This window comes from Staphylococcus pasteuri, from assembly GCF_030547725.1.
Classification (GTDB): Bacteria; Bacillota; Bacilli; order Staphylococcales; family Staphylococcaceae; genus Staphylococcus; species Staphylococcus pasteuri.
The window spans coordinates 1-14,714 of sequence record NZ_JAUOQO010000013.1; the positions used below are offsets into that span (position 1 = coordinate 1).

General features: G+C 31.6%; 18 protein-coding genes. All 18 read left to right on the top strand.

Translation table 11 applies throughout. The features are described 5' to 3' along the window. Positions 1–297 precede the first annotated feature (297 nt). The 18 genes from Q4528_RS11705 (at position 298) to Q4528_RS11790 (ending at position 14,681) form a co-directional block, all read left to right on the top strand. The gene (locus Q4528_RS11705) at positions 298–825 is read left to right on the top strand and encodes a GNAT family N-acetyltransferase (RefSeq protein ID WP_017638159.1); all 528 of its coding nucleotides are present in this window, start codon (positions 298–300) and stop codon (positions 823–825) included. A 35-nt stretch (positions 826–860) separates the two neighbouring features. Next, positions 861–2,198, top strand: coding sequence for an aminotransferase class V-fold PLP-dependent enzyme (locus tag Q4528_RS11710; RefSeq protein WP_046467525.1), 1,338 nt, complete (start codon positions 861–863; stop codon positions 2,196–2,198). A 2-nt stretch (positions 2,199–2,200) separates the two neighbouring features. Then, positions 2,201–2,812, top strand: a complete 612-nt coding sequence (gene tmk / locus Q4528_RS11715; RefSeq protein WP_017638157.1) for a dTMP kinase — start codon at positions 2,201–2,203, stop codon at positions 2,810–2,812. 34 nt (positions 2,813–2,846) lie between these two features. Then, complete coding sequence (gene darA, locus Q4528_RS11720) at positions 2,847–3,176, top strand: cyclic di-AMP receptor DarA (protein WP_002451717.1); 330 nt, start codon at positions 2,847–2,849, stop codon at positions 3,174–3,176. 178 nt (positions 3,177–3,354) lie between these two features. Continuing rightward, positions 3,355–4,281 carry a DNA polymerase III subunit gene (locus tag Q4528_RS11725; protein WP_046467526.1) on the top strand — a complete coding sequence of 309 codons (927 nt, stop codon included), beginning with the start codon at positions 3,355–3,357 and terminating at the stop codon, positions 4,279–4,281. Next, entirely contained in the window at positions 4,282–5,085 is an 804-nt protein-coding gene (locus tag Q4528_RS11730; protein ID WP_303521699.1) for a PSP1 domain-containing protein, read from the top strand. A 16-nt stretch (positions 5,086–5,101) separates the two neighbouring features. Further along, positions 5,102–5,449, top strand: coding sequence for a DNA replication initiation control protein YabA (gene yabA, locus Q4528_RS11735; protein ID WP_017638153.1), 348 nt, complete (start codon positions 5,102–5,104; stop codon positions 5,447–5,449). 94 nt (positions 5,450–5,543) lie between these two features. Beyond that, the gene (locus Q4528_RS11740; RefSeq protein WP_046467527.1) at positions 5,544–6,269 is read left to right on the top strand and encodes a tRNA1(Val) (adenine(37)-N6)-methyltransferase; all 726 of its coding nucleotides are present in this window, start codon (positions 5,544–5,546) and stop codon (positions 6,267–6,269) included. After that, the gene (locus Q4528_RS11745; RefSeq protein WP_017638151.1) at positions 6,262–6,510 is read left to right on the top strand and encodes a GIY-YIG nuclease family protein; all 249 of its coding nucleotides are present in this window, start codon (positions 6,262–6,264) and stop codon (positions 6,508–6,510) included. The genes Q4528_RS11740 and Q4528_RS11745 overlap by 8 nt, the downstream gene beginning before the upstream one ends. Before the next feature lies 1 nt (position 6,511). Further along, positions 6,512–7,351, top strand: a complete 840-nt coding sequence (gene rsmI, locus Q4528_RS11750) for a 16S rRNA (cytidine(1402)-2'-O)-methyltransferase (RefSeq protein ID WP_046467528.1) — start codon at positions 6,512–6,514, stop codon at positions 7,349–7,351. 228 nt (positions 7,352–7,579) lie between these two features. Then, positions 7,580–9,550 (top strand): methionine--tRNA ligase, encoded by a 1,971-nt coding sequence (gene metG, locus Q4528_RS11755; RefSeq protein ID WP_017638149.1) that lies wholly within the window; start codon positions 7,580–7,582, stop codon positions 9,548–9,550. 27 nt (positions 9,551–9,577) lie between these two features. Then, the gene (locus Q4528_RS11760) at positions 9,578–10,354 is read left to right on the top strand and encodes a TatD family hydrolase (RefSeq protein ID WP_017638148.1); all 777 of its coding nucleotides are present in this window, start codon (positions 9,578–9,580) and stop codon (positions 10,352–10,354) included. A 142-nt stretch (positions 10,355–10,496) separates the two neighbouring features. Next, positions 10,497–11,045: a ribonuclease M5 gene (rnmV, locus tag Q4528_RS11765; protein WP_017638147.1), complete on the top strand. Its 549-nt coding sequence runs from the start codon at positions 10,497–10,499 to the stop codon at positions 11,043–11,045. Between the two features lie 4 nt (positions 11,046–11,049). Further along, complete coding sequence (rsmA, locus tag Q4528_RS11770) at positions 11,050–11,940, top strand: 16S rRNA (adenine(1518)-N(6)/adenine(1519)-N(6))-dimethyltransferase RsmA (RefSeq protein WP_017638146.1); 891 nt, start codon at positions 11,050–11,052, stop codon at positions 11,938–11,940. A 99-nt stretch (positions 11,941–12,039) separates the two neighbouring features. Then, on the top strand, positions 12,040–12,303 hold the full coding sequence (gene veg, locus Q4528_RS11775) for a biofilm formation stimulator Veg (protein WP_002451728.1): 264 nt from the start codon (positions 12,040–12,042) through the stop codon (positions 12,301–12,303). Between the two features lie 300 nt (positions 12,304–12,603). Then, the gene (gene ispE / locus Q4528_RS11780) at positions 12,604–13,452 is read left to right on the top strand and encodes a 4-(cytidine 5'-diphospho)-2-C-methyl-D-erythritol kinase (RefSeq protein ID WP_017638145.1); all 849 of its coding nucleotides are present in this window, start codon (positions 12,604–12,606) and stop codon (positions 13,450–13,452) included. 13 nt (positions 13,453–13,465) lie between these two features. Then, positions 13,466–14,290 (top strand): pur operon repressor, encoded by an 825-nt coding sequence (gene purR / locus Q4528_RS11785; RefSeq protein WP_026083525.1) that lies wholly within the window; start codon positions 13,466–13,468, stop codon positions 14,288–14,290. A 16-nt stretch (positions 14,291–14,306) separates the two neighbouring features. Continuing rightward, entirely contained in the window at positions 14,307–14,681 is a 375-nt protein-coding gene (locus Q4528_RS11790) for a RidA family protein (protein ID WP_017638143.1), read from the top strand. Positions 14,682–14,714: the final 33 nt, after the last annotated feature.

Genomic DNA, 14,714 nt, shown 5'->3' on the forward strand with positions numbered 1-14,714 from the left:
AACACAGAAGTTAAGCTCCTTAGCGCCGATGGTAGTCGGACTAACGTTCCGCTAGAGTAGGACGTTGCCAGGCAAATGATAGGATGCGATGAGCCGCATTGAGACCGTAAGGTCTCTTTTTTTTATACATAAAAAGTGAAGTGCTTTAAATCGTCAACTAGTGAATCATAAACTTAATAGAGTATAATGCCAATGGAAGTCGAGCAATAAAACGTTGCTTAACTTCCTTTTTTATTATGAAATGATTTACATTTAACATAAAATTCAATAATATCGTACTAAAGGAGTGCTATAGAGATGATTATACGAGCTTTAGAAAAAACAGATTTACAGTATTTACATAACTTGAATAACGAGTATTCAATTATGTCTTATTGGTTTGAGGAACCCTATCAATCATTAAGTGAACTAGAATCACTTTACCAAAAGCATATTTTAGATGAATCTGAAAGACGTTTTGTAATTGAAGAAAACCAACAATCTATCGGTGTTGTTGAGTTATTGGAAATTAATTTTATACATAGAACATGCGAGGTGTTAATTATAGTAGATCCTCAATTTGCGAATAGAGGGTACGCTAAAAAAGCGTTTAAGATGGCAATAGATTATGCATTTTTAGTACTTAATATGCACAAGGTATATCTCTATGTAGATGTTAAAAATGAAAAAGCAGTGCACATATATAAAAGTAACAACTTTGAAATTGAAGGTGAATTAAAAGAGCACTTTTATACAAGGGGCGAATATAGAGATTGTTATGTCATGGGATTGTTAAAAAGAAATTGGGTCAACCAACAAGATGATGATTTATCTCATATAAGATAATCGTATAAATTAATTATAGTGAAAAGAGTGATGATTTGAATCAACCTATTTCCAATCAATTAAAAAATTTAATATCACACCAAAGTATTTCAATGCATGTTCCTGGACATAAAAATATGACAATTGGTCTATTAAAAAACTTAGATTTTAAAATGGATATGACTGAAATAAGTGGATTAGATGATTTACATCATCCAGAAGAAATTATTTTAGATAGCATGGCGCAATTCAATAAACATCAAGATTATAACGCTTATCTATTAATTAATGGTACGACGTCTGGTATTTTGTCTGTAATACAAGCATTAGCGCATCAAAGTGGTGAATATTTAATACCTAGAAACGTACATAAATCTGTTTTTCATGGATTAGAGTTAGCCCATCAAAAAGCTAAATTTACAAAAATGAAAGTAAGTTCGACATCACATCATTACTTGTCTCCACAGTTACAAGATTTAGACTTAAATAATCAGAAATTAGCTATTATGACATATCCTAATTACTATGGTGAAACTTATGATATCCAATCTGACATTGAGCTTCTACATTCAAAACATATTCCAGTATTAATTGATGAAGCACATGGCGCTCATTTCGATTTGAAAGGTTTTCCAACTTCTTCGTTAAATTATGGAGCGGATTATGTAGTCCAGTCATATCATAAAACATTACCAGCACTAACGATGGGATCAATACTTTATATACATAAAGATGCGCCACATAAAGAAGAAATCAAACAATATTTATCATATTTTCAAACATCTAGTCCTTCATATCTTGTTATGGCAAGTTTAGAAATGGCACATACATTTTATGAAGAATATCAAAGTGATATCTTTTTTGAAAAGAGGAAATTATTACTGAGCTCTCTAGAGAATAAAGGATTCATTGTAAATGATGTTGATGATCCATTGAAAATGTTGATTACATATCCTGGTTATTCTGGATATGACATACAAAACTGGTTTGAAAAGGAACATATTTACGTAGAATTAGCCGATGATTACCAAGTTTTATTTGTATTACCACTATGGCATCAAGGAGACGAATATCCATTTAATATATTATTAGAAAAAATAAACAGTATGTTATTACCCGATATTAAGCAAGTGAGCCACTTTTATCCTGAACTTATGACTGAATGCGGAGAGTTTGTCCCTATATTTTATAATGATGTTAAATGGATAGATATTAATGATTCATTAGAATACCGTTTAGCACGTCACATAATACCATATCCACCTGGTGTTCCGATTTTGTTTAAAGGAGAAAAAATCACTGAAAATATGATAAAATTGATGAATCAATATCAACAATCAAATATGAAAGTTGAAGGTATAAAAGATAATCAAATTTTAATTAAGGATGAATAAAAATGTCAGCATTTATAACATTTGAAGGGCCAGAAGGTTCAGGTAAAACTACAGTTATAAAAGAAGTAGCAAAAAAGTTGGCTCAAACTTACGATGTTATTTCAACTCGTGAACCAGGTGGCGTACCAACGGGTGAAGAGATAAGAAAAGTCGTGCTAGAAGGCAACCACATGGATATTCGTACTGAAGCAATGCTTTTTGCAGCATCAAGACGTGAACATCTAGTAGAAAAAGTGATTCCAGCATTAAAAAATAAACAGATTGTTTTGTGTGATAGATATATCGATAGTTCATTAGCTTATCAAGGATATGCTAGAGGTATTGGTATTGAAGAGGTAAAGTCTTTAAATGAATTCGCAATTAATGGATTATATCCAGATTTAACAATATATTTAGATGTTTCTGCCGAAGTAGGTCGGGAAAGAATTTTAAAAAACAGTAGAAGTCAAAATCGTTTGGATCAAGAAGATATTGATTTTCATGAAAAAGTGATTGAGGGCTATCATCAAATAATAGAAAATGAACCACAACGTTTTGTTCAAATAGACGCTGATCAACCTCTCGATGAAGTTGTTGCAGCTACATACAAATCTATCATCAAATATTTAAAATAATTGTGATATAATAATTGAAAGAGGTGTTATAAAAATGAAGATGATTATAGCAATCGTCCAAGACCAAGACAGCCAAGAACTTTCAGACCAACTTGTCAAAAATGATTTTAGAGCAACTAAATTAGCAACAACAGGTGGGTTTTTAAAAGCTGGAAATACGACGTTTTTATGTGGGGTCAATGATGACCGTGTAGACGACTTATTATCAGTGATTAATAATACATGTGGTAATAGAGAACAACTAGTATCACCAATTACACCAATGGGTGGTAGTGCAGATTCTTACATACCATATCCAGTAGAAGTTGAAGTTGGCGGTGCTACGGTATTTGTAATGCCTATTGAAGCATTCCATCAATTTTAAATCGAACTAATAAAATAGGGGTATGACTATTTACTTTTTATATCATCCCCGAATTAAGCATATGTAGATAATGTTGTGTTTTAATTTTATTTATTAGTTTCAACAAAAAGTATTTAACAATTTGAGACTGCTTTTTTAGCAGTCTTTTTATATAAGAAGATATAGGAGAGATATCTAAATGGATGAACAACAGCAATTAACCAATGCATATGATTCGAATAAATTATCGCATGCTTATCTATTCGAAGGCGATGATGCACAATCTATGCAAAATGTTGCTATGAACTTTGCTAAGATGATTTTATGTAAAGATAATGAACAGTGCAAGGTTAAAGTTAGTACATTCAACCATCCTGATTTTTTGTATGTCTCTAGTGAAGAAAGTACCATAAAAAAGGAAGCTATCGAACAACTTGTTCATCATATGAATCAACTACCTATAGAAGATGAGTATAAAGTTTATATTGTTGAAGATTTTGAAAAATTAACTGTTCAAGGTGAAAATAGTATATTAAAATTCTTGGAGGAACCACCTCAAAATACGATTGCAATATTATTATCTACAAAGCCGGAACAGATTTTAGATACTATACATTCAAGATGCCAACATGTTTATTTTAAACCTATTGATAAAGGACAATTCATTGATTATTTAGTTGAGCAGTCAATATCACGTCCAGTTGCTGAAATGTTAAGTACTTTCACGACTCAAGCAGAAACTGCATTCAATTTAAATGAAGAATATGATCTTGTGAGTTTAAGAAAGAGTATCGTTAGATGGTGTGAATTATTATTATCAAATCGTTCAATGGCCTTGATTGGTATTATTGATTTATTGAAACAGGCTAAAAACCGTAAATTACAGTTATTAACGTTAGCTTCAGTGAATGGATTTTTTGAGGATATTATGCATGCAAAAGTAGAAATGAATAGTGAATATATATTTAGCGACCTAAGTGTTGAGATAGAAAAATATGCAAAACATTTAACATATAACCAACTTATATTGATGTACGATCAATTAACAGAAGCACATAAAAAGTTAAATCAAAATGTAAACCCAACACTTGTATTTGAACAAATAGTGATTAAAGGTGTGAGATAGATGCCAGATGTAATAGGAGTACAGTTTCAAAAGGCTGGGAAATTAGAATATTATGCGCCTAAGGATTTACAGATTAAAAAAGATGATTGGGTAGTAGTAGAATCTAAACGTGGTATAGAAATCGGATTGGTTAAAATGCCGACACGATCAGTTGATGAAGGTGATGTAACTCTTCCATTGAAAGAAGTTATGAGAGTAGCTTCACAACAAGATATAGACACATACTATAGTAATGCAGATGATGCCGAAGAGGCATTAGCATTATGCAAAGATGTAGTAAGTCAACAGGGATTGGATATGAGATTAGTAAACTGTGAATACACGTTAGATAAATCAAAAGTTATATTCAATTTCACTGCAGATGATCGTATTGATTTTAGAAAGTTAATTAAAGTATTAGCACAAAATTTAAAAACGAGAATCGAATTAAGACAAATTGGAGTACGCGACGAAGCTAAATTATTAGGTGGCATAGGTCCGTGTGGTCGTTCTCTTTGTTGTTCTACATTTTTAGGAGATTTTGAACCAGTATCCATAAAAATGGCTAAAGATCAAAACTTATCGTTAAATCCCGCCAAAATATCTGGTGCATGTGGACGTTTAATGTGCTGTTTAAAATATGAGAATGACTATTATGAAGAAGCACGTGCCCAATTACCAGATGTAGGTGATTCAATTGAAACGCCAGATGGTAATGGCCAAGTTGTTGGATTGAATATTTTAGATATATCCATGCAAGTTAAAGTAGAAGGCATGGAGCAACCGTTAGAATATAAAATGGAAGAAATTGAAGCATTTAATTAAGGAGGTTTAACCACCTTTGAATCGGAATGAGTTATTTGAAAAATTGATGCGCTTAGAAACAAATATGAATCAACTTAATGAGGATATGTCTGATTTAAAAGATTTAGCAGTAGCACTTGTTGAAGAAAATGTAGCGCTTCAAGTAGAAAATGATAATTTAAAACAATTAATGGATAAGAGTGAAAGTTCAAATTCAGAAACTGTTAACTCACACCAAACTAAAAATGTAAAAAAACCACTACCTAGTAAAGATAACTTAGCAATGTTATATAAAGAAGGATTTCATATTTGCAAAGGTGAGTTATTTGGTAAACATAGACATGGTGAAGATTGCTTATTATGTTTAAATGTATTAAGTGATTAAACATTTTTGATATTAGAAAGACGATAGGGATGTGTTATGAGTAGACAATGAATTACTACGATATAACAGCGTCCCTTTTTTAGGAGAAAGATAAATGCTAAAGGATAATGAGAGGTTAGATTCACTAATCAAAGAAAACTTAAAAATAATTCAAAATGATGATGTATTTTCCTTTTCAACTGATGCATTGTTACTAGGTGATTTTGCAGAAATTAGGAAAAAAGATAAAGTCATAGATATATGTTCAGGAAATGGCGTAATACCATTACTTCTATCATATAAAGGTAATCAACCTATTGAAGGCATTGAAATTCAACCACAACTTGTAGATATGGCTCAACGAAGTTTTAAATATAATCAACTAGACGGTCGACTTTATATGCATCAAATGGATGTCAAAAGTGTATTCCAACATTTTAAACCATCTCAATATTCTGTTGTTACATGTAATCCACCATATTTTAAAGAAAATCAATTACATCAACATCAAAAGGAAGCTCATAAAATTGCTAGACATGAAATCTTATGTAAATTAGAAGATTGCTTAATGGCAGCTAGACATTTATTGAAACAAGGTGGCAGATTATATATGGTTCATAGAGCTGAAAGAATGATGGATGTTCTAACTGAAATGCGACGCGCAAATATTGAACCTAAACGTCTAACATTAGTTTATAGTAAATTGGATAGAGACGCTCAAACCATTTTAGTTGAAGGAAGAAAATCAGGAAATCAAGGTTTGGATATTACACCCCCATTTTATATTTATCAAAAGGATGGGATGTATTCAGAAGAAATGAAGGGTATATATTATGGATAAACATTTTGTTTATATTGTAAAATGTAAAGATGGAAGTCTATATACAGGGTATGCTAAAGATATAAAAGCACGTGTAGCGAAACATAATGAAGGTAAAGGTGCCAAATATACAAAAATAAGACGTCCGGTAGAGTTAGTTTATCAAGAAACATATTCGACCAAATCAGAAGCATTAAAACGTGAATATGAAATTAAGACCTTCACTAGACAAAAGAAATTAAGAATGATTAAAGAGGGATAATATGTCTACATTATATTTAGTCGGAACGCCAATAGGTAATTTAGCTGACATTACTTATCGTGCAATAGATACACTCCATCAAGTAGATTTAATTGCATGTGAAGATACAAGAGTTACACGTAAACTATGTAATCATTATGAGATTAAGACACCTTTGAAATCTTATCATGAACATAATAAAGATCAACAAACTGAATATATGATAGAACAATTATTATCAGGTTTGAATATAGCTTTAGTGTCTGATGCAGGGTTACCGCTAATCAGTGATCCTGGGTATGAATTAGTAGTTGAAGCACGAAAACAGAATATTAAAGTAGAAACCATACCAGGACCGAATGCTGGTTTAACGGCATTAATGGCAAGTGGATTACCATCTTTTACATATACATTTTTAGGCTTTTTACCTAGAAAAGACAAAGATAAAGTTAATATTCTTTCAGAACGTATGTATCAAAATAGTACACTTATTATATATGAATCTCCACACAGAGTGACAGATACATTAAAATCCATTGCTAAAGTTGATAACCATCGCCAAGTTTCACTAGGACGAGAGTTAACTAAAAAATTTGAGGAAATTGTTACAGCAGATGTGGAAACTTTATTGACTAAGGTGCAAAACAATGATATTCCATTAAAGGGAGAATTTGTAATCTTAATTGAGGGCGCTGAAGCTGAAATCTCAACATTATGGTTTGAAGATATGTCTGTCGCGGAACATGTGAATTATTATATAAAAGAAAAAAGTGTTAAAACCAAAGCAGCTATTAAAATGGTTGCAGAAGATCGACAAAGTAAAACAAGCGAAATTTATAATATTTATCATCATATTGATTAAAAGTAGCTCAATATTAAAAAATAGATAGCACATATTATAAACGATTAAATAATAGAGAGTTTCAACACAATAATGCTTTAAATTATGGTATTGTAGTAAAGATAATATTAACCAATTGTTTAGTAACAAATATTTGAAATGAGTAAATAAACGTACTAACGGTACACAATTGAAAAGCAAAATAAATTTAGATATCATTTAATTTGTAAGAAACGAGGAGGACCATTGATGGCTAAAGATACATTTTATATAACAACACCAATTTATTATCCAAGTGGCAACTTGCATATAGGTCACGCATATTCTACTGTAGCAGGTGACGTAATTGCTAGATATAAAAGAATGCAAGGTTACGATGTTCGATATTTAACAGGTACTGACGAACATGGTCAAAAAATTCAAGAAAAAGCACAAAAGGCCGGCAAAACAGAATTAGAATATTTAGATGAAATGATTGCCGGAATTAAAAACTTATGGGATAAATTAGAAATTTCTAATGATGATTTTATTCGAACTACTGAAGAACGCCACAAACAAGTCGTTGAAAAAGTATTTGAGCGTTTATTAAAACAAGGCGATATTTATCTTGGTGAATATGAAGGTTGGTATTCTGTACCAGATGAAACATATTATACAGAATCACAACTTGTGGAACCAGTATATGAAAACGGTAAAATTGTTGGCGGTAAAAGCCCAGATTCAGGTCATGAAGTAGAATTAGTTAAAGAAGAAAGTTATTTCTTCAATATTAAGAAATATACTGATCGATTACTAGAATTTTATGATCAAAATCCAGACTTTATTCAACCACCTTCAAGAAAGAATGAAATGATTAATAACTTTATTAAACCAGGATTGGAAGACTTAGCGGTATCACGTACATCATTTAATTGGGGCGTTAGTGTACCTTCAAATCCAAAACATGTGGTTTATGTATGGATTGATGCACTTGTAAACTATATTTCATCCCTAGGTTATTTATCAGATGATGAAACATTATTTAACAAATATTGGCCAGCTGATATACACTTAATGGCTAAAGAAATTGTACGATTCCATTCAATTATATGGCCAATTTTACTAATGGCTTTAGACTTACCATTACCTAAAAAGGTATTTGCTCATGGTTGGATTCTAATGAAAGACGGTAAAATGAGTAAATCTAAAGGGAATGTCGTTGATCCTAACGTACTGATTGATCGCTATGGTCTAGATGCTACTCGTTATTATTTAATGAGAGAATTACCATTTGGTTCAGATGGCGTATTCACGCCAGAAGCATTTGTTGAAAGAACAAATTATGATTTAGCTAATGACTTAGGTAACTTAGTTAATCGTACTATTTCTATGATTAATAAATATTTCCAAGGAGAACTACCTGCATATCAAGGCCCTAAACATGAATTAGATGAAGATATGGAAGCAATGGCATTGGAAACAGTTAAAGAATTCCATGAAAATATGGATAGTTTACAATTCTCAGTTGCTTTATCAACAGTTTGGAAATTTATTAGTCGTACTAATAAATATATTGATGAAACAACGCCTTGGGTTTTAGCTAAAGATGAAAGCCAAAAAGACATGCTTGGTAATGTAATGGCACACTTAGTTGAAAATATTCGTTTTGCATCAGTATTATTACGTCCATTCATTACACATGCACCAAAAGAAATATTTAAACAATTAAATATCAATAATCCAGAACTAACTGAATTCTCTAGTTTAGAAACATACGGTGCATTAACTGAACCTATTACTGTTACAGCTAAACCAACACCAATTTTCCCAAGACTAGATACTGAAGCGGAAATTGCATATATTAAAGAATCAATGCAACCACCAAAATCAACAGAACAAGAATCAGTTCCAAGTAAAGATATTATTGATATTAAAGATTTTGATAAAGTAGAAATTAAAGCTGCAACAATTGTTGATGCAGAAAATGTTAAAAAATCAGATAAACTATTAAAAATTCAAATAGATTTAGATAATGAACAAAGACAAATAGTATCAGGTATTGCTAAATTTTATCGTCCAGAAGATATCATTGGTAAAAAAGTAGCAGTAGTTACTAATTTAAAACCAGCGAAATTAATGGGACAAAAATCAGAAGGTATGATTTTATCAGCTGAAAAAGATGGTGTCTTAACACTTATTAGCTTACCTAATGCTATTCCAAATGGTGCAATCGTTAAGTAAGATATTCTATTAAATAGGGGGATAATCATGTTAATTGATACACACGTTCATTTAAATGATGAACAATATGATGAAGATTTAAAAGATGTCATTACTCGTGCTAGAGAAGATGGTGTTGATCGCATGTTCGTTGTAGGGTTTGATACACCTACAATTGAACGTACGATGGAGTTAATAGACCAATATGAATTCATCTATGGTATTATCGGTTGGCATCCTGTAGACGCAATTGATTGTACAGAAGAAAGATTAGAGTGGATTGAAAACTTAGCAAAACATCCGAAAATAATTGGTATTGGAGAAATGGGTCTAGATTATCATTGGGATAAATCACCTGCCGATGTTCAAAAAGAAGTATTTAGAAAGCAAATTGCTTTAGCTAAACGTGTGAAATTACCAATTATTATTCATAATCGTGAAGCGACACAAGATTGTGTGGATATTTTAATGGAAGAACACGCTGAAGAAGTTGGCGGTATTATGCATAGTTTTAGTGCATCACCAGAAATTGCTGATGTTGTTATCAATAAATTAAATTTCTACGTTTCATTAGGTGGTCCAGTGACATTTAAGAATGCAAAACAACCTAAAGAAGTAGCTCAACACGTGCCTATGGATCGACTATTAGTTGAAACGGATGCACCATATTTATCTCCTCATCCATACAGAGGTAAACGTAATGAACCACAACGCGTGACATTAGTAGCGCAACAAATTGCAGAATTACGCGATATGACTTATGAAGAAGTTTGTAAGCAAACAACTGAAAATGCTGAAAGATTATTTAAGTTAAATAAAGCATAATTGTTAAACTGAGAAAGGTATCATTTCATTGGATATCTTTCTCAGTTTTTATTAAATTAAGACTGAAGGCAGTGTGATTAATCATATTTTGTTAAAATATAAAGAGCTTACAGTTAATTACTTTTGAAGAAGGAATTAAAATATGAAAATAAATGAATTTATAGTAGTAGAAGGCAGGGACGACACACAACGTGTAAAATCTGCAGTTGAATGCGATACAATTGAAACAAATGGTAGCGCAGTAGATGAAGAGGTCATCGCTGTTATTAAACAAGCGCAAGAAACACGCGGTGTGATTATACTAACTGATCCAGATTTTCCTGGGGATAAAATTAGAAACACAATTAAGGACCGTGTCCCTGGAGTAAAACATGCTTATATTGATAGAGAAAAGGCTAAAAATAAAAGAGGCAAAATAGGTGTTGAACATGCTCAAGTTGAGGATATAAGAGAGGCACTCATGTACGTAAGTTCTCCATTTGAAGAAGCTGAAGAATCTATTGATAAAAGTGTGCTCATAGAATTAGGACTAATTATAGGTAAGGATGCACGAAGAAGACGTGAAATCTTAGGCCGAAAATTACATATTGGACATTCGAATGGTAAACAATTATTAAAAAAATTAAATGCCTTTGGGTATAATGAAGATGATGTAAGACAAGCATTAAATGAAGATAAGGGAAGTGAATGATGATATGGATCATAAAGATATAGCAACGCCATCGCGAACAAGAGCATTATTAAATCAATATGGATTTGATTTTAAGAAAAGTTTAGGTCAAAACTTTCTTATCGATGTAAATATAATTAACAAAATTATTGATGCTAGTAATATTGATAAAAGTACAGGCATCATAGAGGTTGGACCTGGAATGGGTTCTCTGACAGAACAATTAGCGAAACATGCTAAGAAAGTCATGTCATTTGAAATTGATCATCGACTTATACCTGTACTCAAAGAGACGTTAGCGCCATATGATAATGTGACGATTATTAACGAAGATATTTTGAAAGCGGATATTGCATCGGCGGTTAGTGAACACTTAAACGATTGTGATAAAATTATGGTCGTTGCTAATTTACCATATTATATAACGACACCTATATTACTTAATTTAATGCAACAAGACATACCTATCGATGGATATGTTGTGATGATGCAAAAAGAAGTCGGCGAACGTTTGAATGCTGAAGTAGGTACTAAAGCATACGGTTCGTTATCTATTGTGACGCAATACTATACAGAAACAAGTAAAGTACTTACAGTTCCTAAAACAGTATTTATGCCACCACCCAATGTAGACTCTATTGTGGTTAAGTTAATGCAAAGAGAAACACCATTAGTAGATGTTGATGATGAAGAAGCATTCTTCAAGCTAGCAAAGGCCGCATTTGCACAACGTCGTAAAACGATTAATAATAATTATCAAAATTTCTTTAAAGATGGTAAACAGCATAAAGAAAGTATATTAAATTGGTTAGAAAAAGCTGGTATCGATCCTAGACGACGCGGAGAAACATTGTCAATTCAAGATTTTGCTATGTTATATAAAGAAATGGATAATTTTCCAGAATTAGTAAATTAAATTGTTGACAAAGCTTTCGTACCTTGATAAAATTTTAGTTTTATTTGACAAAAACGCTACAAACATGGTAATATAACACTTGTAGCGAGGTGGAGCAATATGCCAAAATCAATTTTGGACATCAAAAATTCTATTGATTGTCATTTAGGAAATCGTATTGTACTTAAAGCCAATGGTGGTCGTAAGAAAACAATCGAACGTTCTGGTGTGTTAAAAGAGACATACCCATCAGTATTTGTTGTTGAACTAGACCAAGATAAGCATAACTTCGAAAGAGTATCTTATACATATACTGATGTGTTAACAGAGAACGTACAAGTTTCATTTGAAGAAGATAATCATCAAGAAGCAATTGCACACTAAATAGACATAATAATATAGTTGTAGTTATGACTACACTATCATTTTAAGTTTTATATCATATTAAGGTGAGTATTGAGCGAGATGTTCAATACTCTTTTTTTGTTTTAAATCTTAAAATACTTTCTTAAATTTTAAATAAGTGAAGATGAATTATTGATAATCATTGATTTAATTCATTTTTAATATATTCTAAGAATGATTGATATAATTATTTATGAAAAAAATGAACATTAACTATCAAATCTTTTAGTCCTTTATGTTAAAATCATCTTATTAAGATTACGAAGAGAGGGCGGAAAAATGATATATGAAACGGCACCTGCCAAAATAAATTTTACGCTCGATACACTTTTTAAAAGAGAAGATGGCTATCACGAGATTGAGATGATTATGACTACAGTTGATTTAAATGATCGACTTTCTTTTCAAAAGAGAAAAGATAACAAAATTGTGGTTGAAATCGAACATAATTTTGTAACCGATGATCATAAGAATTTAGCATATAAAGCTGCTGAATTAATGACAAGAACATATGATTTGAAACAAGGCGTGACAATTACGATTGATAAAGATATTCCGGTATCAGCTGGCTTAGCAGGTGGTTCAGCAGATGCAGCTGCCACTATGAGAGGTATGAATCGTTTATATAATTTAAATATATCTTTGGATGAACTGTGTACATTAGGTAACAAAATTGGAACTGATGTTTCATTTTGTATATATAACAAGACTGCTTATTGTACTGGTCGAGGTGAAAAGGTGTCATTTTTAAACAAACCACCTTCTGCCTGGGTTGTATTAGCAAAGCCGAATATTGGCATTTCTTCACCAGATGTATTTAAAGCGTTGGATTTAAATTATAGTCATGAAGTATATACTCAAGATTGTATAGAAGCGTTAAAATTTTCGGACTATGACAAGTTATGCGCCAGTTTATCTAATAGATTAGAACCTATTTCGATGGAGATGCACCCAGAAATTAAAAAGATAAAAGAAAATATGTTGCAATGTGGTGCAGACGGAGCTTTGATGAGTGGTAGTGGACCAACAGTTTATGGTTTAGCACAAAAAGAAAGCCAAGCCAAAAATATTTATAATGCTGTAAACGGATGTTGTAACGAAGTATATTTAGTTAGATTATTAGGATAGAAGGGTTGAAATGATGAGGTATAAAAGAAGTGAACGAATTGTGTTTATGACACAATATTTGATGAACCACCCGAATAAATTGATTCCTTTAACATTTTTCGTAGATAAGTTTGAACAGGCAAAATCTTCGATTAGTGAGGATGTACAAATTATTAAAAGTACATTTCAAAAAGAAGCATTGGGAACAGTTACGACTACAGCAGGAGCAAGTGGAGGCGTAACATATAAACCGATGATGAGTAAGGAAGAAGCGACTGAAGTTGTAAATGAAGTTATTTCATTACTAGATGAGAAAGATAGATTGTTGCCAGGCGGTTATTTATTCTTATCAGACTTAGTCGGAAACCCTACATTATTAAATAAGGTAGGTAAATTGATAGCGAGTATTTATATGAACGAACAACTAGATGCTGTAGTCACGATTGCTACGAAAGGTATATCGCTTGCTAATGCAGTAGCAAACGTATTAAATTTACCTGTAGTAGTTATTAGAAAAGATAATAAAGTAACAGAAGGTTCTACAGTTTCTATCAATTATGTTTCAGGATCGTCTAGAAAAATAGAAACAATGGTATTATCTAAGCGTACATTAGCTGAAAATTCTAATGTACTTGTCGTCGATGATTTTATGAGAGCAGGTGGCTCAATCAACGGTGTTATGAATTTAATGAATGAGTTTAAAGCACACGTAAAAGGGGTATCAGTACTCGTAGAATCGAAAGAAGTAAAACAAAGGTTAATAGAAGATTATACTTCCTTGGTAAGACTATCAGATGTTGACGAATATAATCAGGAATTTAAAGTAGAACCAGGCAATAGCTTGTCTAAATTTTCTTAAAGGAGCGAATTACATCATGGAAATAATTAACACAAATAAAGCACCAGAAGCATTAGGACCTTATTCACATGCTACAGTAGTAAATGGACTTGTTTATACATCAGGTCAAATCCCACTTAATTTAGAGGGAGAAATTGTCAGTGATGATGTAAAAGAACAAACTAAACAAGTTTTAGAAAATTTATCTGTGGTACTTAAAGAAGCAGGTTCAGATTTAGATAATGTTGTTAAAACAACTATTTTTATTTCTGATATGAATAATTTCCAATATATAAATGAGGTATATGGAAGTTATTTCGATAAACATCAACCAGCACGTAGCTGTGTAGAAGTAGCTAGACTACCTAAAGATGTTAAAGTAGAAATAGAATTAATTAGTAAAGTTAAATAAAGGATATAATTTTCTTTTGAGCAATTGTCAAGC

What these genes read in the sequence shown, in the direction of transcription:
- Q4528_RS11740 (WP_046467527.1), top strand. Translation starts at nt 5,544, where the DNA reads ATGCTAAAGGATAATGAGAGGTTAGATTCACTAATCAAAGAAAACTTA.
- Q4528_RS11745 (WP_017638151.1), top strand. Translation starts at nt 6,262, where the DNA reads ATGGATAAACATTTTGTTTATATTGTAAAATGTAAAGATGGAAGTCTA.
- rsmI (WP_046467528.1), top strand. Translation starts at nt 6,512, where the DNA reads ATGTCTACATTATATTTAGTCGGAACGCCAATAGGTAATTTAGCTGAC.
- ispE (WP_017638145.1), top strand. Translation starts at nt 12,604, where the DNA reads ATGATATATGAAACGGCACCTGCCAAAATAAATTTTACGCTCGATACA.
- rsmA (WP_017638146.1), top strand. Translation starts at nt 11,050, where the DNA reads ATGGATCATAAAGATATAGCAACGCCATCGCGAACAAGAGCATTATTA.
- Q4528_RS11725 (WP_046467526.1), top strand. Translation starts at nt 3,355, where the DNA reads ATGGATGAACAACAGCAATTAACCAATGCATATGATTCGAATAAATTA.
- Q4528_RS11760 (WP_017638148.1), top strand. Translation starts at nt 9,578, where the DNA reads ATGTTAATTGATACACACGTTCATTTAAATGATGAACAATATGATGAA.
- purR (WP_026083525.1), top strand. Translation starts at nt 13,466, where the DNA reads ATGAGGTATAAAAGAAGTGAACGAATTGTGTTTATGACACAATATTTG.
- tmk (WP_017638157.1), top strand. Translation starts at nt 2,201, where the DNA reads ATGTCAGCATTTATAACATTTGAAGGGCCAGAAGGTTCAGGTAAAACT.
- rnmV (WP_017638147.1), top strand. Translation starts at nt 10,497, where the DNA reads ATGAAAATAAATGAATTTATAGTAGTAGAAGGCAGGGACGACACACAA.
- metG (WP_017638149.1), top strand. Translation starts at nt 7,580, where the DNA reads ATGGCTAAAGATACATTTTATATAACAACACCAATTTATTATCCAAGT.
- veg (WP_002451728.1), top strand. Translation starts at nt 12,040, where the DNA reads ATGCCAAAATCAATTTTGGACATCAAAAATTCTATTGATTGTCATTTA.
- Q4528_RS11790 (WP_017638143.1), top strand. Translation starts at nt 14,307, where the DNA reads ATGGAAATAATTAACACAAATAAAGCACCAGAAGCATTAGGACCTTAT.
- Q4528_RS11705 (WP_017638159.1), top strand. Translation starts at nt 298, where the DNA reads ATGATTATACGAGCTTTAGAAAAAACAGATTTACAGTATTTACATAAC.
- darA (WP_002451717.1), top strand. Translation starts at nt 2,847, where the DNA reads ATGAAGATGATTATAGCAATCGTCCAAGACCAAGACAGCCAAGAACTT.
- Q4528_RS11730 (WP_303521699.1), top strand. Translation starts at nt 4,282, where the DNA reads ATGCCAGATGTAATAGGAGTACAGTTTCAAAAGGCTGGGAAATTAGAA.